This is a genomic window from Paenibacillus sp. P32E, assembly GCF_001909085.1.
GTDB lineage: Bacteria > Bacillota > Bacilli > Paenibacillales > Paenibacillaceae > Paenibacillus_AQ > Paenibacillus_AQ helianthi.
Genome location: NZ_LVYY01000006.1, coordinates 16,196 through 36,340 on the forward strand (window position 1 = coordinate 16,196; position 20,145 = coordinate 36,340).

General features: G+C 51.2%; 18 protein-coding genes. 15 read left to right on the top strand and 3 right to left on the bottom strand.

The genetic code is table 11. The features are described from left to right. Positions 1-311: 311 nt before the first annotated feature. The 8 genes from purM to ilvA all read left to right on the top strand — a co-directional run bounded on the left by purM (position 312) and on the right by ilvA (position 10,713). Positions 312-1,352, top strand: a complete 1,041-nt coding sequence (gene purM, locus A3848_RS07040; protein ID WP_074084248.1) for a phosphoribosylformylglycinamidine cyclo-ligase — start codon at positions 312-314, stop codon at positions 1,350-1,352. Further along, positions 1,352-1,966 (top strand): phosphoribosylglycinamide formyltransferase, encoded by a 615-nt coding sequence (gene purN / locus A3848_RS07045; RefSeq protein ID WP_178381924.1) that lies wholly within the window; start codon positions 1,352-1,354, stop codon positions 1,964-1,966. Before purM ends, purN begins: the two co-directional genes overlap by 1 nt. A 315-nt stretch (positions 1,967-2,281) precedes the next feature. Beyond that, positions 2,282-3,829, top strand: coding sequence for a bifunctional phosphoribosylaminoimidazolecarboxamide formyltransferase/IMP cyclohydrolase (gene purH, locus A3848_RS07050; protein WP_074084250.1), 1,548 nt, complete (start codon positions 2,282-2,284; stop codon positions 3,827-3,829). Positions 3,830-3,851: 22 nt separating this feature from the next. Continuing rightward, entirely contained in the window at positions 3,852-5,117 is a 1,266-nt protein-coding gene (purD, locus tag A3848_RS07055) for a phosphoribosylamine--glycine ligase (RefSeq protein WP_074084251.1), read from the top strand. A 274-nt stretch (positions 5,118-5,391) separates the two neighbouring features. Continuing rightward, positions 5,392-6,705: an SEC-C metal-binding domain-containing protein gene (locus A3848_RS07060; RefSeq protein WP_074084252.1), complete on the top strand. Its 1,314-nt coding sequence runs from the start codon at positions 5,392-5,394 to the stop codon at positions 6,703-6,705. A 239-nt stretch (positions 6,706-6,944) separates the two neighbouring features. Further along, on the top strand, positions 6,945-8,363 hold the full coding sequence (locus tag A3848_RS07065; protein ID WP_305953424.1) for a helix-turn-helix domain-containing protein: 1,419 nt from the start codon (positions 6,945-6,947) through the stop codon (positions 8,361-8,363). Positions 8,364-8,607: 244 nt separating this feature from the next. Then, positions 8,608-8,865 carry an aspartyl-phosphate phosphatase Spo0E family protein gene (locus A3848_RS07070; protein ID WP_074084254.1) on the top strand — a complete coding sequence of 86 codons (258 nt, stop codon included), beginning with the start codon at positions 8,608-8,610 and terminating at the stop codon, positions 8,863-8,865. Between the two features lie 585 nt (positions 8,866-9,450). Continuing rightward, on the top strand, positions 9,451-10,713 hold the full coding sequence (gene ilvA, locus A3848_RS07075) for a threonine ammonia-lyase IlvA (protein ID WP_074084255.1): 1,263 nt from the start codon (positions 9,451-9,453) through the stop codon (positions 10,711-10,713). Between the two features lie 76 nt (positions 10,714-10,789). Here ilvA and A3848_RS31200 read toward each other — a convergent pair whose 3' ends face one another. Further along, entirely contained in the window at positions 10,790-11,749 is a 960-nt protein-coding gene (locus A3848_RS31200) for a hypothetical protein (RefSeq protein ID WP_083611979.1), read from the bottom strand. A gap of 42 nt (positions 11,750-11,791) precedes the next feature. After that, on the bottom strand, positions 11,792-12,454 hold the full coding sequence (locus A3848_RS07085) for a DUF1129 family protein (RefSeq protein ID WP_074084256.1): 663 nt from the start codon (positions 12,452-12,454) through the stop codon (positions 11,792-11,794). A gap of 183 nt (positions 12,455-12,637) precedes the next feature. Between A3848_RS07085 and A3848_RS07090 the strand changes: the two genes are divergently transcribed. From A3848_RS07090 to corA, 7 genes are all read left to right on the top strand, one after another. Then, a complete protein-coding gene (locus tag A3848_RS07090; protein ID WP_074084257.1) occupies positions 12,638-12,838 on the top strand; it encodes a hypothetical protein in 201 nt (66 codons plus the stop codon). A gap of 211 nt (positions 12,839-13,049) precedes the next feature. Further along, positions 13,050-13,880 (top strand): alpha/beta hydrolase family protein, encoded by an 831-nt coding sequence (locus A3848_RS07095; RefSeq protein WP_074084258.1) that lies wholly within the window; start codon positions 13,050-13,052, stop codon positions 13,878-13,880. A gap of 85 nt (positions 13,881-13,965) precedes the next feature. Then, positions 13,966-14,742: a DODA-type extradiol aromatic ring-opening family dioxygenase gene (locus A3848_RS07100; RefSeq protein ID WP_074084259.1), complete on the top strand. Its 777-nt coding sequence runs from the start codon at positions 13,966-13,968 to the stop codon at positions 14,740-14,742. Between the two features lie 307 nt (positions 14,743-15,049). Next, positions 15,050-16,159, top strand: a complete 1,110-nt coding sequence (locus tag A3848_RS07105) for a DUF3048 domain-containing protein (RefSeq protein WP_074084260.1) — start codon at positions 15,050-15,052, stop codon at positions 16,157-16,159. Positions 16,160-16,349: 190 nt separating this feature from the next. After that, entirely contained in the window at positions 16,350-16,967 is a 618-nt protein-coding gene (locus A3848_RS07110; RefSeq protein ID WP_074084261.1) for a DUF47 domain-containing protein, read from the top strand. A 12-nt stretch (positions 16,968-16,979) separates the two neighbouring features. Then, on the top strand, positions 16,980-17,969 hold the full coding sequence (locus A3848_RS07115) for an inorganic phosphate transporter (protein ID WP_074084262.1): 990 nt from the start codon (positions 16,980-16,982) through the stop codon (positions 17,967-17,969). Between the two features lie 170 nt (positions 17,970-18,139). Further along, positions 18,140-19,099, top strand: coding sequence for a magnesium/cobalt transporter CorA (gene corA, locus A3848_RS07120; RefSeq protein ID WP_074084263.1), 960 nt, complete (start codon positions 18,140-18,142; stop codon positions 19,097-19,099). Positions 19,100-19,245: 146 nt separating this feature from the next. Here the strand turns inward: corA and A3848_RS07125 are convergent, their stop codons facing one another. Next, entirely contained in the window at positions 19,246-19,809 is a 564-nt protein-coding gene (locus A3848_RS07125) for a hypothetical protein (protein WP_074084264.1), read from the bottom strand. Positions 19,810-20,145: the final 336 nt, after the last annotated feature.

Genomic DNA, 20,145 nt, shown 5'->3' on the forward strand with positions numbered 1-20,145 from the left:
CTAAAGGAGGCGCTTGGCTTCGCCAAGAGCGCCGACTGACTGCCCTGTGCAAGCCGCGTAAGTTCGGCTTGCGGCCGGGTTTGAACCCGGTGGTTGGAGTGATGGAGAGGAAGTTTGGAACTGGAGAAGCGTAGCGCTTGCCTTTATGGGTGGATTTCTACCGCGAAGAGCGGTTCAAATCAAGAAATCCAACCATAACAGCAATCGGAAGTCCAAACATTCCTTGTAATCACGATAATAACCACCCCAGCTTCAAATCCCTGCCGCCCCGACCACACGCGCTCTAAACTAATTCAAATGAGGTGTACCAAGTGTCAGAAGCTTACAAAAACGCCGGAGTGGATATTGCGGCTGGCAATGAAGCGGTTGAACGCATGAAAAAGCATGTGAAGCGCACGTACCGTCCGGAAGTTATGACGGAGCTGGGCGGCTTCGGAGCGCTCTTTGGTCTCAATAAAGACAAGTATGAAGAGCCGGTGCTCGTATCGGGAACCGATGGGGTGGGCACGAAGCTCAAAATTGCTTTCGCGGCCGACCGCCACGACACGATTGGTATTGATGCCGTGGCCATGTGTGTGAATGATATTGTAGTACAGGGTGCAGAGCCGTTGTTCTTCCTCGATTACCTGGCCTGCGACAAGGTGGTGCCGGAGAAGATCGAGGCCATTGTTGCCGGGATCGCTGAAGGCTGCCATCAGGCAGGCTGTGCGCTAATCGGCGGCGAGACTGCGGAGATGCCGGGTATGTATTCAGCAGGCGAATATGATATCGCCGGATTCACGGTGGGTGTGGCGGATAAGGCCAAGCTGGTAACAGGTGCGGACATTGCGCCTGGAGATACAGTCATTGGTCTGGCTTCAAGTGGGGTGCACAGCAACGGGTTCTCGCTGGTGCGTAAGCTTTTGCTGGAGGAAGACGGCTATGAACTGAGCGCTGTGGTTCCAGAGCTGGGCGCTCCGCTGGTAGATGTGCTGCTTGCACCTACCAAGATCTATGTGAAGCCGTTGCTGGCACTGCTGGAGCAGCTTCCGGTCAAAGGTATGGCGCATATTACCGGAGGCGGGTTCATTGAGAATATTCCGCGCGTACTGCCGGACCATGTGAATGTAGACATCAACTACGGCTCCTGGCCGATATTGCCGATTTTCGGGTTGATGCAGAAGAAGGGCAATGTGAGCAACCGCGATATGTTCACCACCTTTAATATGGGTGTAGGTCTGGTGATGGTTGTAGCTGAAGCTGATGGGGAGCGTGCACTGGAGCTGCTGAAGGCTGCCGGGGAAGAAGCTTACCGGATTGGTACAGTAACGCAAGGGGATCGCATCGTTACCTTTACGGGAGCTGAAGTCTGATGCAGTGGAGCCGGATCGCTGTCTTTGCCTCTGGGCAGGGCAGCAATTTTGCCGCACTGGCAGAGGCGGAGCGGGCAGGACTGCTTGGAGGAGGCCGTATTGAGCTGCTTGTGTCCGACAAGCCGGAAGCACCTGTGGCGAAGCGGGCAGAGGAGGCGGGTATTCCCTCCCTCCTGCTGCGGCCGAAGGATTTTGCAAGCCGTGAGCTATATGAGGCCGAGATTGTAGCTGAACTGAAGCGCCGGGATATCGGTCTGATTGTGCTGGCCGGATACATGCGGCTGATTACCCCGGTTTTGCTTGAACCTTATGGAGGACGGATTATTAACATTCATCCTTCGCTTTTGCCTGCGTTTGCCGGTAAGGACGCTATTGGCCAGGCTCTGGAGTATGGCGTCAAGCTGACCGGAGTCACCGTGCATTTTGTCGATGGAGGGATGGACACCGGTCCGGTTATTGCCCAGCGCAGTGTGGTCGTCAATGCTGGCGACACGCCGGAATCGCTGGCAGAACGCATCCATAAAATCGAATATGAGCTGTATCCCGAGGTTGTGCGTGCATTGGCTGAGGGGAAGGTTAAGCTGGAGGGCAGACAGACCATTATCCGCAGATAGCATATTGGTCCGGGATGTGTCCTAGAGGCAGCTTCATAAGCGCATGAATCGACTTTCTCAGACGAGCCTGACCTGTTCTGATATTTCTCGGGAAATATTGCACAAGCGGGGAGCAGATGTCGAGCAGCAGGAGGGTTATGTGCGAATATTGTTGTGCGGATAGAAATCCATACATTCCCTGCAGTTACGACCAGAACCCATTGGGATTATCTAAAGTTCAACTAATAAAGCTAAGGCCAATTTTCACATAGCAGTGCTTCAGTACCGATTCACCTGTAACTAAATTCAGCATCATCCGGAGGGGGACTATTCAAAGTGAGTATCAAAAGAGCGCTGGTCAGCGTATCGGACAAACAGGGCATCGTGGATTTTTGCCGCGAGTTGTCTGCATTGGGCGTAGAAATCATCTCCACAGGCGGCACTAGCACCCTTTTGGCCAAAGAAGGCGTACCGGTCATCGGCATTTCTGATGTGACGGGCTTTCCGGAAATTATGGATGGACGTGTTAAAACACTGCATCCGGCTGTACACAGCGGCCTTCTGGCGGTTCGTGACAACGAGGAGCATACGCGTCAGATGCAGGAGCTGGGTCTGGACTACATCGATCTGGTCGTGGTAAATCTCTATCCGTTCGCGGAGACGATTGCCAAACCGGATGTGTCCTACGAGGAAGCGATCGAGAACATCGATATCGGCGGACCGACGATGCTGCGTTCGGCGGCGAAGAACCATGCCTTTGTCAGTGTGGTAGTGGATGCAGCTGATTATGCTACCGTGCTTGAGGAAGTACGCGCAGGCGGAGATACGACTCTCGAGACCCGCAAACGTCTTGCGGCAAAAGTGTTCCGCCACACGGCGGCTTACGATGCCCTGATTTCCGATTATCTGGCGAATGTGACCGGTGAACCGCTGCCGGAGCGCTATACGGTAACCTACGAGAAGATTCAGGATCTGCGTTACGGGGAGAATCCGCATCAGAAGGCTGCCTTCTACCGCAAACCTCTGGCTGCCCAGGATACACTCACGGCTGCCGAGCAGCTTCACGGCAAAGAGCTCTCCTACAACAATATCAATGATGCCAACGCGGCTCTGCAGATTGTGAAGGAGTTCGAAGAGCCGGCTGTTGTGGCAGTGAAGCACATGAATCCTTGCGGCGTAGGCGTAGGGGCAAGCGTATATGAGGCTTATCAAAAAGCCTATAATGCCGATCCAACCTCCATCTTTGGCGGGATTGTAGCCGCGAACCGGATTATTGATGCCGATACGGCCAATATGCTGAAGGATATTTTTCTGGAAATCGTGCTGGCCCCGGGCTTTACCGACGAAGCGCTGGAAATTCTCACGAAGAAAAAGAACATCCGGCTGCTCAAACTCGGCAATCTCAGCACGGCTGCAGCGCGCAAATCGAGCTTTGTGGTGACCTCTATTGAAGGTGGCATGGTCGTTCAGGAGAGCGATGTGCATTCCGTCAATCCTGAGGAGTTGCAGGTAGTGACTACCCGCAAGCCAACAGATGAAGAATTGAAGCAGCTGCTGTTCGGCTGGAAGGTCGTTAAGCATGTGAAGTCTAACGCGATTGTGCTGGCGGCAGATGATATGACAGTCGGCGTAGGCGCAGGCCAAATGAACCGTGTCGGTGCAGCGAAGATTGCCATCGAGCAGGCCGGGGAGAAAGCCAAAGGCTCCATATTAGCATCCGATGCCTTTTTCCCGATGGGCGATACGCTGGAAATGGCAGCAAAAGCAGGGATAACCGCAGTCATTCAACCAGGCGGTTCCATCAAGGACGAGGAGTCCATCAAGGTTGCTAACGAATATGGTATTGCCATGGTCTTCACCGGCGTTCGCCATTTCAAACACTAGAACGCTGGGAGGACTCATTTCAATGGATATTTTAGTAGTGGGCGGGGGCGGCCGGGAGCATGCTATCATCTGGAGCCTGTCCCGCAGTCCCAAAGCCGGCAAAATCTACTGTGCACCCGGCAACGCCGGGATTGCACAGCTTGCGGAATGTGTACCGATCGACGTGTTCGAGTTCGATAAGCTGACCGCTTTTGCCAAGGACAAGAACATTGACTATGTGGTTATCGGACCGGATGATCCGCTTGCTGCTGGCATAGTCGATGCATTTGAAGCGGAAGATATTCCTGTATTCGGCCCACGCAAGAATGCGGCAGAAATTGAAGGCAGCAAGACCTTTATGAAGGACCTCCTGCATAAATACAGTATTCCTACCGCAGCCTATGAGAAGTTCAGCGATTATGAGGCTGCACTCGCCTATTTACGCAGCCAGGGCCTGCCGATTGTCATTAAAGCGGACGGGCTGGCGGCTGGAAAGGGCGTAACCGTGGCCTATTCCCGTGAAGAAGCGGAGCTTGCCTTGCAGGATATTATGGTGACCATGGTGTTTGGGGAAGCCGGTGCACAGGTGGTCATTGAGGAGTTTCTGGCCGGGCAGGAAATGTCGATTCTTGCCTTTGTTGATGGAGAAACTGTGCGTCCGATGGCTGCTGCACAGGACCACAAGCCTGCATTTGACGATGACAAAGGTCCCAATACAGGCGGAATGGGTACCTATTCACCTCTGCCGCATATTGACGAGGCCATTATTCAGGAAGCCGTGGAAACGATTATCAAGCCGACTGCGCGGGCAATGGTAGCGGAAGGCCGCCCATTCAGCGGCGTCTTGTTCGCCGGTCTGATGATCTCTCCGGAGGGCAAACCGAAGACCATTGAATTTAACGCACGCTTTGGCGATCCCGAGACACAGGTCGTGCTTCCAAGATTAAAGAGTGATCTGCTGGAGATCCTCCTTGCTGTAACCGAGGGAAGACTCGCAGATATCGAGATTGAATGGAGCGAGGAAGCCGCGGTATGTGTAGTCTTGGCTTCCGAAGGATACCCGGGCCCTTATCCAAAAGGAGTGCCGATTTCAGGACTCGGGGACCGCGCCAATGAGCTGGTTTTTCATGCCGGAACTGCGCGTACGGAAGACGGGACATGGGTGACCAATGGCGGACGGGTGCTGGGCGTCGTTGGCATGGGAGCCAGCATTGCCGAAGCGCGTTCAGCAGCATATGCCAGTGCGGCAAAGATTTCATTTCCCGGAATGCACAGCCGCACTGACATCGCTATGAAGGCATTGGTCTGAGGACAAAGAACTGTATTAGAGAACCCTTTTACGCTATTAGTCCTAAAAAAGGACTGACAAGTGATAGAAGAAGTGCTATAATACAACTCGTACGGGGGAAAAATGTGCGGATATATACAGATAAAAGGTCTTTCCTTTCAGGAAAGGCCTTTTTTAAATCATTTAGAAATGCAAGTCATATAGAATGCCTCGTGCCCGGAAATGATACCTGTAGTGCTAAAGCAGCAATACGCTCATGCGAATGGTTAGTTACAGATTTAAGGGGGAATTACTTTTGAGTAAGGTTGGAAGAAATGACTTGTGCCCATGCGGAAGCGGGAAAAAATATAAGAGATGCTGCCTGGACAAGGAATCCTCTGCAGTAGAATCCATATTGCGGCTGGTAACAACGGGGGAAGCGGCCGCGCAAGAGGCTGCAGCCTCGCTGCCGGAAATGGAAGAGGCAGTCCAGGAAACCGCAATTCGGCCTGAGAACAAGCTTACCCTGACCAAGCTGAAGAAGATGGTGGCTCGTGAACTGAAATGGGAGCACCCGGCTCACGAACAGCTGGCTTTGCAGCTTATCGAGAGTATGAGAAATCAATACGAGCGGGAGCTGATTTTTGAAGCTCTGGTGCTATGGAACGGGTATTCCCGCCAGACCAAACCTGCTGTAAAGAAGACAGGCTCCTTCTGTGCGGCAATTGAGTATCTGCTGTCTGAGGAGTACGGCTTCAATATTACGCAGGCGGAACTCGCCGATAAATATGAGGTCACAACGGCTACAATTTCTCGCAAGGTCAAAGAAATGCTTAACTATATCGAGGAGTATGGCATGGGCGGCGAGGCAGATGAGCTTTTGGCGATGAACGGTCCGGGCACACCCAAGGATAAAGCCCAGGCTCTGCTGTACAAAGCCATGGAAGCAACGTCCTCCAAACGGAGAATACAGCTGGCGCAGGCTGCGCTGGACCTGTATCCAGACAGCTCAGACGCCTATCTGATCCTGGCTGAAGAATCGGAGAATGAACAAGATGCACGGGCTCATCTCAAAGCGGGGATCGCTGCAGGTGAACGAGAGCTGGGCGAACTCTTTTTTGAGAAGAATAAGGGGCACTTCTGGAGTCTTCATGAGACCCGCCCGTACATCCGGATTTGTAAAAGCTACGCTGAATCCTGCTGGTTTGGCGGAAATGCCAAAGAAGCAGCGCAAATTCTGGAGCATATTCTAGAGCTGAATACGGAAGATAATACCGGTGCGCGCTATCTGCTTGCTGCCGTATACCTGTACAGCAACCAGTTGAAGCAGGCTGAGCAGGTGCTGGAGAAGTACGGCAAGGATGATGCTGCTGCCGCTTATGCCTATGACCGCATCATTCTGGAATACAAGAAGAACGGAATCACCTCCCAGCTCAAAATGCTCTACCGCGTGGCACGGGGTGTGAACAAGCATGTGCCCGATTATCTGCTGGGTGTGAAGCGGCTGCCGCATAACCTTCCTGATTTTGTCGGAATGGGTGATTCCAATGAAGCGATCGAATATGTCATTATGCACTCCCGTCTATGGGCGAGCGTACCTGATCTGCTGAAGTGGATGCTGAAGCAGTAGAGATGAACACTGAAATACAAATCACAGCCGGATCCGGCTGTGATTTTTTGTGCTTTTATGTCAAAATTCCACGCGAAAAATGGCGTATTATATAACATGATGCAGAAAAAAGAAGAATGCAAAAAAAAGAATTGACCTGACGGAGAAATGTGGTTATATTTGCAATATATTAGTAAATATTATCAAATGTTAGCGAAGTTACATCGGGAAATTTCGCCATTGTGAAGCGGGTCTAAGGGGTGTTTTTTTTGAACCATGCAACCACGATTCGCACCGAGCTGGAGCGTTTTATAGAACGTGAGGCTCTGAGCTTCAGCCAATTGGGAAGGCTTGCGGGGCTTAATGCAGGTACCGTGAGTTCTATTCTAAAGGGTAACCGGATTATGGGCGTGGATCAGCTGGACCGTATGACTGCTGTCCTCGGCTTGCCCAAAGGACATTTTTACGAGCAGTATATTCAGGAGTGTATGGTTGAAGCCGTACCGAACTGGCGAAGAGTCAGACCCTTTCTCTATCGTTGTGCAGAGTTGGACAAGCTTGATTGCATCAAGCGGATTCTGCCGCTGCTCCTGGACAATCTGACCTACTCCCCTTTGCTGTTTGAGACCGCTGAGGAATTCTTCGTGGAAGGCAGGCGCGCCGCAGCAGTCTTGATCTATGAGAGCGTTGCCCTCAGTGAGAGGAGGCAGCATTCCGAACGCCTGGCCTTTTGCCAGTATCGCCTGTTTACACTTCGGCTAAGCGATAATCAGGAGGACAACCTCCAGTGTGCGCTCCAGTTTGAGCCTTTTGTAGACCGGCTTGACGAAATCGATCAGCTTGATGCGCTACGGGATCTGGCGAATACCTACCGTTCGCTCAGGCGTTGGGACAAAGTGGAACCGATAGCCGAGGAGATGGAACGGCTGGCAAGAATCCAGCTTTTTACGATACCACAGCCGGCGAGGGCAAAACGGGAGCAGCCTAAGAAACCTAAGAAACCGATGTTTGTATATCTGGCCTTCTCTTATCTGCTTCGCGGGAGCGTCTGCGATTCCAGGAACGATTATGAGCAGGGAATCCAATACACATACGCCTATGAAGACTTGAGCTGGGTCAAAGAAACCGATGAGGACACCCTGCATTGGCTGAAACTGTATAAAGGATGGGCACAGGCCAACATCTACGTATCCAAGCTGATGCGCGGGGATGAAAGTGTACTAGCTGATTATGTTCTCTATATTGAACAGAACAAGGATGAGCTTCTGGTGGGCTTATTAAATATTACAGAGGCGGCCAATCTGTTTGATCTCAATGTGGATCATATCCTGCAGTATTTTAATTCTGAAATCAACGGCTACATGCAGATAAAATATCAAGAGGCTGTGGGTGTATATACGAAGCAAGTGGTCTCTGAGCAGCACGCCCGTTTTCTATACGGAGTGGCCCTGTACTATCTGAAACAAAGCCTATACCAGATAGGTTTTGAATACTTATTGTCTAGTCTGTTCACGTCATCTCTCATCAACAACGAAACCCGTATTCTCGCCTGTGTGAGGTTATTTGAGAGATATAGAGCATTTGCACCCCATGAAATACAACATAGATATCAGAACCTATTAAAAGAGGAGGAAGAAGAACATGAAAAGAAAATTGGCATCTCTATTGGTCGTAGCTAGTTTTGCCCTGGTGCTTGTTGTTCCAATTCATTCGGGTACCTCACATTCCTTCGTCATTATGTCCGATAATCATGGGGGTTAATCTATTACTATAGTTCTGGAGTAGACGATATTGCTCGAAAAAAGACCATTCCTTGGCAAGTCCTTGGCTGGTCTTTTTTCAATTCTTCCAAAAATTATCTGAAAAAATTTTCACCCCGAAAAAGACATAGCCCTCTAAAATACTAAAAGAGGAGGGATAGAAGTGAGAGAACAGGACTGTTTGAAACAAACTTTGGAACAAGCCCGGCGAGATTTGAACAATCTGCAATACAAGTACGATCTGGATCATCCGGCTGTGCTTCATCAATCGATGGTACTCGACGAACTGATTAATCAATACACCCGAAGCAACGTCGCCCAAGTGAAAAAAAGATCAGGTGCAGCCGGCAGCAGGCTGGCAGCCGAAGAGCTATGGCCAACGCGTGCACAGCTGTATCGGACCGCAAACTCCGCATCCTAAAAGGGAGCGTGGAAGCACTCTACGCATTATACCGCCTTCGCAGTTATTCTCTCTATCAGATGCACCAGCATACTTGGACATGCTCGAATGGAACAGCAGGTCGTTTACGCCGCAGGCTATTATTTGGAGAAAAAGCAATACAATGCCTGCGGTGGTACAACGCCTCTGTTATAACCCCACCTTAATTTTTTCTCCACAACCTCCCTCTTAATTAATTGTGTCAGCCTTCCTAATATAAAACCTAACATAAATGGGCTTATATTCTTGTGTAATCCAATAAACCGGCTTCGATTTGGGCGTTTACAAAGGTAAACGCTTGTTAAGTTATGCTCTTTTGGAGTGAAACGGTAAAGGGATAATCAGCGTCAAGATCCGCGAACGGCTTCAGCCCGCTGAGAGTGTAGAGCAGATTACGTAGGCGTTGCCGAGATGGAAGAGATCAAGCACAGCCCGGCGAACCTGCTGCACACGGTATCCAGATTCAAAGTGTACTAACCTGGAGAGGACAATGCTTGAAAAAATGTCCCCGGAAGAGTATGTTACAAGAAGCAAATTGATAAGTTAGAGACAGTGAGGCGAGGGAAAATGAGAGAAGGCGAAGACCGGATCGTAGGAATGGAAGATATTGTGCGTGCGCATCATGTGCTGCGGGAGGTTATCGTCCGCACCCCTTTGCAGTTGGATACGGTGCTGTCGGCCAGATACGGCTGTAATGTGTATTTGAAACGTGAGGATCTGCAGATTGTCCGCTCCTTCAAGATCCGGGGTGCCTATAATATGATCCGCAGCTTGTCTGCAGAGGATAGAGCCAAGGGCATTGTCTGTGCAAGCGCGGGGAACCATGCGCAGGGTGTAGCCTACTCCTGCAAGGCTCTGGGCATTAAAGGGAAGATATATATGCCAACCACCACTCCTAATCAAAAGATTAAGCAGGTCCGGAAGTTCGGCGGCGAGTATGTTGAGGTCATTCTAAAGGGCGACACCTTCGATGATGCTTATGATGAGGCGCTGCAGGCATGCATTGATCATAGTATGACACTGATTCATCCGTTCGATGAACCGCGGATTATCGCCGGAAACGGTACGATTGCGATGGAGGTTATGGAGAGCCTAGACAAGCCCGCTGACTTTGTGTTCGTTACCATTGGCGGAGGCGGCCTGGCAGCGGGTGTTGCCACCTATGTGAAGACGGTGAGCCCTTCTACAAAGGTTATTGGCGTTGAGCCTTCCGGCGCGGCCTCGATGAGCGAAGCGCTGAAGCGCGGAGAAGTGATCACCCTGGAAGAGATTAATAAATTTGTCGATGGAGCTGCCGTGAAACGGGTGGGCGGATTGACTTATGATATCTGCTCCCGCCGCCTTGACGATGTGGTTAAGGTGCCGGAGGGCAAGGCTTGTACGACCATTCTGGAGCTGTACAACGAGAATGCGATTGTTGTGGAGCCTGCAGGCTCGCTGCCCATCGCGGCGCTTGATCTGTACCGCGACCAAATCCGCGGCAAGACGGTGGTCTGTATCATCAGCGGCGGGAACAATGATATTGACCGGATGCAGGAGATCAAGGAACGGTCGCTGATCTATGAAGGTCTTAAGCATTATTTCATGGTTAACTTTCCGCAGCGCGCCGGTGCCCTGCGCGAGTTCCTCGCTGAGGTGCTTGGACCCGGAGATGATATCACACGTTTCGAATATACGAAGAAGAATGAAAAGGAGAACGGTCCGGCGCTGGTCGGAATTGAGCTTCAGCATAAAGAGGATTACACCCCGCTCATTGAACGGATGAAGCAAAAAGGTGTGGATTATCTGGAAATCAATAAGGATCCCAACTTATTTAATATGCTGATCTAATCCTCTATCCATTGCATACAGACGAAAAAGGCCCGTCCCAGGAAGTTATGGGGCGGGCCTTCTATATTATGGGGATTTAAGACTGAGGTACCTCAGTCTTCAGATAATCAGTAACACCATCATCCAGCTTATAGCCATTCTCCTTCAGCAGCTTCATGAAGCCCTCCAGTTTCAGGAGAAAAGGGCTGCTGCCATTGCTCTTGGAGAGAATGCTGCTGTATGCCTTCTGTGCCTCCAGGTCCATCTCCAGATTGTCATAATGGAAAAGAGGGGTATTGTTTTGTCCATAAAAGGTATTGATTACATATTGGGAATATAAGGCCTTCACCGCCGAAATACGGTTCGATTTGGGGTGGCTCTGGATGAACTCCTCCTGAGCCAGCGCCCGGGCGGCAACATCCCCCCAGGAAATAACCAGTCCGTTATCTTTGGAGGAGGGCAGGTCTGCTTCCGTAGCCATAATGGAAATATAATCACGGATGTCATTCGTAACGTAAACTTTATATTTGCGGTAAGCCGCATAATCAATCACCGGAAAAAAGGAACCTTCAGCCGTCTCCAGCTTATAGCCGCTTTCCCCTGCACTTTTCAGCAGGTCCCGCAACGAAGCATCCTGGGTGGTCTCGGCCAGCTTGGTCATGCTGATGCCTGCTTTGTAGACTGAGGTCAGCTTCCGCTGAACACTGCTGCTGCTGAATTTGCTCTCCCAAGTATTCATGGCAGCCTTATGAAGATTCTCCAGCTTCAGGGTCAATACGGTTGCCTGATAAGGGCTGACCGCATAGATATTGCTGTTCAGGAACCGGACTGCCTCCGGAAGTCTGGCGGAAGAGGCCAGCATCGGGAGAGCCGCCTTGTATACCGCTTCAGCATGACTGCTGCCCGCTTCAGCGGTCACCTTGCTTCCAGGGGCAGGGGCGGAAGCTCCGGCGGTTCCGGTAGCTGCACCCTCTGCCAGAACATGTCCGTTAATCCCTGCAGGCAGTCCCAGAACAGCAGTTATAGCGGCGGATAGAAGAATTGTTTTCATTTTCATGGACGTTTCCCCCTGTTTGAGTTGAACTTGGAACCCTGACATCTATGATCTGAAAAATACTACCTTTAACCCAAGCCCCCCGGCCACAGCGAGAACCAGACTTACCCAAGGGGAGATAGAAATGACCGGAAACAGGTTGTCAAGAAACACACCGAGGAATACTACGAGAATAGCAATGCCTACATAAATTCCGAGTGCCTTGATATCGAATGCCTTGGGCTTTGGCGCATCATCCTCGGATAAGGAGGACATCCATCTCATGATCATCTCCATAAGGACAATAGCCCCCGCACCTACGACAAGAATTGTAAATATACTGATCCGGCCGAACAGGCCCGCTTCCCCTGTACTCCATAACAGGAGCAGGCCAGCGATGGCATACACACTGAACAGCCCTGTCAGTGCGGCACAGGAAATCATCAGGTAGTGGTTCAGCTTGCTGCGCACCTTGGGGATAGAGGCGCTGCCGGTAATCTCTTTGAAATAGTCCTCAGGATGCTCGCCAAAAATCTGTTTGGCATTTTTACCTTTACCCTGCCCCTCCAGCAGAAGCGCTGCCGCCTCCAGCAGCAGCTGCTCGGTTCGGACCGGGTCTACTTTGCTGGCACGGAGCGCCAGCAGCATATCTTCATAATAAGAGCGGTTGAAGGGTGTCATCTGCTCACGCAGTACATTATTTTGCTTAATCATTGCTTTGAGTTTCATAGTAAAAATATAAACCTCCAGTGGTGGGCCTAAATAGGTCTTTAACCTAGAGTATACGTTTGGGTGGCGGTTGTGTGCAAGGACAAGCATTTCTCTGCCCGGGATGAATAATCCGTTTGGAAGAGTGAACACTGTTAATGGTTCGGCTTCACCACTATGGCTTCAAGGAAGGTAGGGAGCGTTATGGATACTGATAACAGAGAAGAGACAGGCAAATTCGTGGGTGACGGCTTCGCGCCTCCGCTTGCAGGTGAAGTGGGGGATTGGGGCAATTCCGACGGATTCAGCTTATGGGATTCTGAGCTGGATACGCCTGAGAATGGCCTGGAAGGCTGGCAGGGCAGACGGAAAACGCATGATATGTTTCACGAAAGCTATGAATAAATAGTAAATGAAGTGCAGTTCCTCCAGTGCTGGGCCTCTTTTGCTCCATGCCGAGCAGAAGGGGCTTTTTGCTAAGCCTGCACGGCAGTTTATTCCTGCTGCTTGTTGACAATAGGAAAGCAAAACGTATAATGAAGATATTAATCTGACTAATTTAATCGGGATAATTATAATTTAAAATAATGTGCCTTTTTAGAGGAGGGCTTCAGCAATGGAACGGAATATTATCATTCGTCATCACGGGGAAGAATTAACAGCCAGCATCCATTATCCATCGAGGGAAAAGGGAAGCTCCGGACGCTGCAAGGAAAGGGTGCCGCTTGCGGTGATCTGCCATGGATTCGTCGGCAACCGGATCGGAGTCGACCGGATTTTTGTCAAGGCTGCCCGCGAGCTGGCTTCTGACGGATATATGGTAATCCGTTTTGATTATGTGGGCTGCGGGGAGAGCAGCGGGAACTATGGCAGTGAAGACATGGAATCGATGATTGCCCAGACCCGGGCCGTTCTCGACTATGGCATCAGTTCCGCCGATGTAGATCCTCAGCGTGTGACGCTGATCGGGCACAGTCTTGGCGGTGCGGTAGCCCTGCTCACCGGAGTGCGGGACCGCCGGGTCAAGAATCTGGTCCTGTGGGCGGCGGTAGGCTACCCGTTCAATGATATCGTAAAGATCGTGGGCAGGGAAGCTTATGACCGTTCGGTGAAGAGCGGTTCATCAGATTTTTCCGGCTATTCGTTTACACCGGTCTATTTCAACTCACTTGCCGCTTTTCAGCCATTTCAGGAAGCCGGCAAATTCAGCGGCGATGTGCTGGTGATTCACGGAACTTCTGATGATGTAATCCCTGTGGACTACGCTTTTCTCTATCAGAAACTGTTCTGGACACGCCCGGAGGGCCGCTGCGACAAAGAAGTGATTTTTCAGGGGGATCATACCTTCTCATCAGGTCCGGCGCAGGCCCAGTTGCTGAAACGGACCAAGGATTGGATGAATCAACAGGAGCATGTGCAGGAAGAATGGCAGAACTGGATGATTTAGGGTTTGTCCTCCGCTCGCATTAACTCAGAATAAGCGGTAAAATAAAAGTGCAGACCATATACTGGGTTATGGAGGTGGGCACCCTATGAAATTACCGGCATTTTTTATTGCACATGGCTCTCCGCTGCTTGCCCTTGAGAATAACGAATATACCCGTTTCCTGGAACGGCTGGGGGCTGATCTGGGGACACCGCGCGGCATTGTAGTCTTTTCTGCGCATTGGGACAGCCCTGAGCAGTTGATTACAGTAGATGGACAGCACGAAACCTTGCATGATTTCTATGGATTCCCGGACGAGATGTATTCGCTGACCTATCCTGCACCTGGGGATTCCGCACTCAGCCGCCGAATCTCCGAACTCTTTACCGCGAACAATCTTCCTCACCAGCCGGTGCTGGGACGGGGGCTTGATCATGGAATCTGGGTCATTCTGAAAAAAATGTTCCCGGCTGCCGATATCCCTGTAGTGGCCTTATCTGTCGATTCCTTGCGTTCCCCGGAGGAGCAGTATAATATCGGCAGGATGCTGGCCCCACTGCGTGATGAGGGTGTTCTGCTGATTGGAAGCGGGGGGCTGGTTCATAATCTGCGGCTGCTGAAGCAGGACGACCAGCCTGAGCAATGGGCGCTTGACTTCGATGCCTGGATAGCCGCCGGCCTTGAAGCATGGAACCTGCCTGCACTGTTCGCTTATGAGAAAAAAGCGCCGCATGTACGCGATGCGGTTCCCAGCTATGGACGGGAGCATTTTGTGCCGATCTTCTATGTAATGGGAACAGCCGATGAAGGCAGGCGCGCACAGCTCATGATTCAAGCCTACCAATACGGGACGCTTAGCCTAAACTGCTGGATGATTGACTAAATCACACATACGATACATGAGGGATGCAGCCTGAAGAGGGGCTGTGTCCTTTTTAAAATTTATGAATGTATATGTCCTGAAACGGATACCTTCATAAAAGGACGGCGAAGCCGTTTCCACTTGATGCGGGAATCAAGACAAATGGACTCCGCTATGATTAAATGGAAGAACGAAGCCAGTTTTATTACGTAGAAGGATCAGGATGAAAGGCTCCATAAAACTAAGCGCATGCTTACGAAGCCAGTTTTATTGCGTAGAAAGATCAGGAAGCAAGGCTCCATAAAACTTTTAGGAGGAAAAAATACATATGACCCTAAGCCGTTATTCATCCCGTCTAATCTCCGGCTGTCTCCTTGCGGCCCTGCTGCTCTCTGCCTGTGGAAATCAGGATGCGGAGAATGTTCCTGCGCCTTCACCTGCAGCAGTGCCTACCCTTGCGCCATCCCCTGCCGTATCTGCTGAGCCGTCACCAGAAGCCAAGCCTGTGATCGGGGGGATCACCTCCGGGCTGACCGGGCTTCCGCTGGAAGAGAGCATTTTGCCCCGTCCTTTGGCAGTGATGATCAACAATGCGCCGGCTGCACGGCCGCAGTCAGGAATCAGCGAGGCGGATATTCTGTATGAGGTGCTGGCTGAAGGCGGAATTACGCGGCTGATCGGGATTTTTCAGAGCCATACCGGCGTGGTCAAGATCGGGCCGATCCGCAGCATCCGCCCGTATCTTATCGACATCGGTGAAAGCTATGGCGGCGTGACGGTACATGCGGGAGGGAGTCAGGCGGCGTATGCCATTCTCCAGAAGGGTAAAAAGGACGACATGGACGAGATCGGCAGAGCCGGAGCCTATTTCTGGCGCGACAAGGAGCGCAAAGCCCCGCATAATCTGTACAGCAATGCCGCCAAGCTGCGTGAGGGTGCGGACAAGCTGGGATACGCCGGAACTATAGAGGTTCCCGGGTATCTTTTCACAGATCCCGATGATTTACCGGCCGGGGGAGATGCAGCGGCAGAGTTCAATGTCAATTTTCTGCTGAAAAGCTATACCGTGGGGTATAAATATAGCACGGAGCGGAGGACCTATCTGCGCTGGGTGAACGGCAAGCCGCATCTGGATCTGAATGACGGAAATCCGGTCGAGGCGGCCAATGTAATGGTGATGGGGGCTGACCATAAAGTGCTCGACGATGTGGGTAGACTGCAGATCGACATCGAGCTGGGAGGGGAGGCCGTGCTGTTTCAACGTGGACAAGCGCAGAAGGGAAGATGGTCCCGCAAGCCTGGAGATGTAATCCGCTTCGTGAAGAAGGACGGCACAGAGGCGCTGATGTATCCCGGAATTACCCATATTCTGATTGTGCCGAACAGCCCTTCCTTCAGCAGTCATATCGAATATGCACCGATCCCAGGTTCTACCTGATACGGACGCCAAAAGAAGCCGTTAGGATGATTATTTTCACGATTACAGGGAATTGTTATTATAGTGTAAAAAAGTTCGTTTCTTTTACTTCTATACCTTCAATTGATATGATAAGATAACAAGGGTTGTCATTCATTTTCATGCTGTTTACATATGAATGGCTGCATTTTATGTAAAGGGGTTTAAACTAATGAAGTTGAGAAAAAAGGACATATTCTTTGAGACACTGGAAAATATGGCCGATACCATTGTCCAGGCGGCAGATTATTTCGCTCAGAATATTACGACTCTGCGGGATAATGTCGAGAATTTCGCAGCGGTGATGAAGAAATATGAATCCCAATGCGACACGTACACGCACACCGTCATCAAGGAATTGAACAAGACGTTTATCACACCGCTGGAACGCGACGATATTATGGACCTCATCACAAGTATGGATGATGTTATTGATGGTCTGGAAGCTTCAGCCTCACGTTTCTATATGTACAACCTGTTGGACCCGGACGAATATATCGTGCAGTTCGCAGAGATTCTCCGCCAGTCCGCCTATGAAATTCAAAAAGCGGTTCACTTGCTCTCCCAGAAGAAGCTGCTGGCCATCCGCGAGTACACTATCCGTCTGAATGATCTGGAGAACCAGGGCGACGAAGTACTCCGCATCTGCACCAAAGCCCTGTTCGAAACGGTAAAAGACCCGATTGAGCTGATTAAGCGCAAAGAGCTGTACGAGCGGCTTGAAACTACAACCGACAAATGCGAAGATGTAGCGAACATGCTGGAATCGATCATCATGCGCAACTCATAAGGGGCCTGGAATATGGAAACATCAATATTTGTACTAGGTTTTGTGATTGTTCTAGCGCTTGCATTCGACTTCATCAACGGGTTCCACGATACGGCTAATGCGATTGCCACCTCGGTCTCCACCCGGGCGCTTCGTCCACGGACGGCTATTCTTATGGCGGCTTCCATGAACTTTATCGGGGCGCTGATGTTTACGGGGGTAGCCAAAAAAATCGGGGGTAGCATCACCGATCCGGCCCTGCTGGACAACGGGGTAGATATTGTCATAGCTACACTGATCGCCGCGATTATCTGGAATCTGGTGACCTGGTGGCTGGGGATTCCTTCCTCCTCTTCTCATGCGCTTATCGGTGCGTTGGCTGGAGCAGTCTACGTAGGTGCCGGTACAGAGCATATCAAGTGGCATGGCTTTATCGAAATCGTCGAGGGGCTCGTATTCTCCCCGCTGATTGCTTTTGTCATTGGTTATATTGTCATGACGATCCTGAAATGGATCTTCGCCAAACGCAGTCCGCATACCGTGAACAAGGGCTTCCGCTCCATGCAGGTCATTACTGCGGCGCTTCAATCCTTCACGCATGGTACCAATGACGCCCAGAAGGCGATGGGAATTATCACCTTTGCACTCGTGACCTCAGGCCGTCTGGACACCATGGAAGTTCCTTTATGGGTTAAAATCGCTGCGGCAACATCCATGGCACTAGGGACGTCCATTGGCGGCTGGAAGATTATCAAGACCATGGGAACGAAGATTTTCAAAATTGAGCCTATTAACGGCTTCGCTGCCGATATTTCCGCCGCTTCCGTTATTTTCTCGGCTACACTGCTGCATCTGCCGGTAAGTACAACACATGCCATCACATCATCTATTCTCGGTGTAGGTTCAGCCAAACGCTTCTCTGCTGTAAAATGGGGAATCGCCGGACGCATTGTGATCACCTGGTTTATTACCATTCCGATCAGCGCGGTATTGGCAGGGATTATTTTTAAGATCATATTCTAAGCAGCAGCATGGCTGCATATCAAGATGTCACGGAAGCCAAGAATGGCTGCGGACATCTTTTTTTGTTGGCTGGGAACAGCTGTATACCATTTGGGGGGAAGGCGCTTCTTGCTGTACAATGGTTAGGTGCAAGATTGAGCAGTGGAAGATGCAATAGACGGGGGACTTATATGATACGAACGCTTGCAGTTACACATAAGGGTGAGGTGTTGACGGATCTGCCGCTTCAGGACATTACCCTGGCAGACTATGCCTGGATTTGGGCCGATTTTTCCACCCCTACAGCGGAGGAGACCCTGCTGCTGGATACTTATTTTCATTTTCATCCCTTGGCGATTGAAGACTGCATGCATATCCTGCAGCGCCCGAAGCTGGATTATTATGAGAATGTGCAGTTTTTTGTGCTGCATGCGCTTAATGAGCGGACGCTGGAAGCAGAAGAGATCGACCTGTTCCTCAGCAAAGGCTTCCTCGTATCCTATCATCATCAGGAGAAACCGGAGATGGATGAAGCCTGGCAGATGGTAAAGGCGGAAATTCATAGCCGCAAAGGCTGGTCAGGCGGTCCGATGGCTGCTGCGTATACCGTGATGGATAAGCTGGTGGACCGGTATTTTCCAAGCTTGTACGGTTTGGAGGATGAGCTTGCCGATCTGGAGAGCCAGGGCGGCAACGAGTCTGTGGAAGAGCTCATGAGCCAGGTATTCAATGTGCGCGGCCGTCTGCTTAAGCTGCGCCGGACGATCGTGCCGATGCGTGACCTGATGTACCGGATCGTCAATTCGCAGCATGTGCAGAGCAACGGCGAGGAGCGGATCTACTTTGGCGATATTTATGATCATCTGCTGAAGCTGACCGATATGATCGAAGTGGACCGGGAAATGACAGCCGATCTGCGCGACAGCTACATCTCGCTCAACTCCAACCGGATGAACTCGATCATGAAGACCCTGACGGTTATCACAACCGTCTTCATGCCGCTGACCCTGATTGCCGGAATATACGGCATGAATTTTCGGGTAATGCCGGAGCTGGACTGGAAATACGGTTACTTTGGAGTGCTGCTGCTGATGCTGGTGCTCGGCGTGGGCATGTTCCGCTGGTTCCGGCGCAGCGGCTGGTTTAAGTAAAGGGGACATTAGCATTAATCGAGCGCCAGGTTTGACTGAAGCGTACCTTGAGAGGTACGCTTTTTAGGCTGGAGCTTGCAGCTATGCCGCGAATCGATGTACGGCAGAACCGTTAACGGCTATTCGCCAAAAGCGTTAAACGCCGCCTACTTGCGGCGGCGTTTAACGGAGGCGGGGGAGGATTTGCGCCGGCTCTTCGGAGCCGTTTTTTTGCGTGGCTGTGACCCTGAGCGTCTCTTCTTGCGCCGTTTGGGGCCGTAGAGTGCTGCGTCTTCTTCAGCTGCCAGCTCGCCTGCTCCCGAGCCCTTCTTCTTGCCAAAGCTGCCCATGACCAGCTTCACCATCGGGGCCATCTGCTGAAATCCCTGCATGACCTTCTGCACCTTGCCCATGGAATTGACAATGCCGTCGACGCCGCCCAGCCGGTCAACGATGCCCTTGATCTGCTCCATGTTTGCGAGATTTCCAAGATTTCCAAGATTGCCAAGTCCTCCGAGCAGTCCGCCGGGTTTGGCGGCAGCGGCTTCGGCAACGGGGACGGCCAGAGCCGTCTCTGCGGCTGCTTCTGTGCCTAGGGCAGGAAGCATTCCAGATTCCCCATAGAAGGGGGGCTGGGCATATGAACTGATCCCGGGATACGGCGATGAAGGATACGGCTCGGCCAGCGAACGCCCGCCCCGGCGGGAGTGATTATAGTAATGATCAGGCATAACATCACATTCCTTCGTTAGTGGTTTGATATACTGTATGTCATAGGCGAACATAAGGTATAGACGAACGCCCGGTTTACCGGGATAGCAGCGGAAAAGGGCGGATGCCCACCCGCCCGTGCCGGAAGTGAAGAAACCGTGACCATGCTTGATTTTCGGCGCTTATGTAGTACTATAGTTAAGGCGGTAAATCTTGCGGATTCAGAGTAGGAGTCTGAATGCAGGATTAATTTTGTGCGCGTGGGGTGGACGTTTGTCCGTCGATTTCGTTCTTTACAGCGTGAAACCGTTAATGCTTGAAAAATGTGCTCCAGTACAATATAGTAGAGGCAAGAT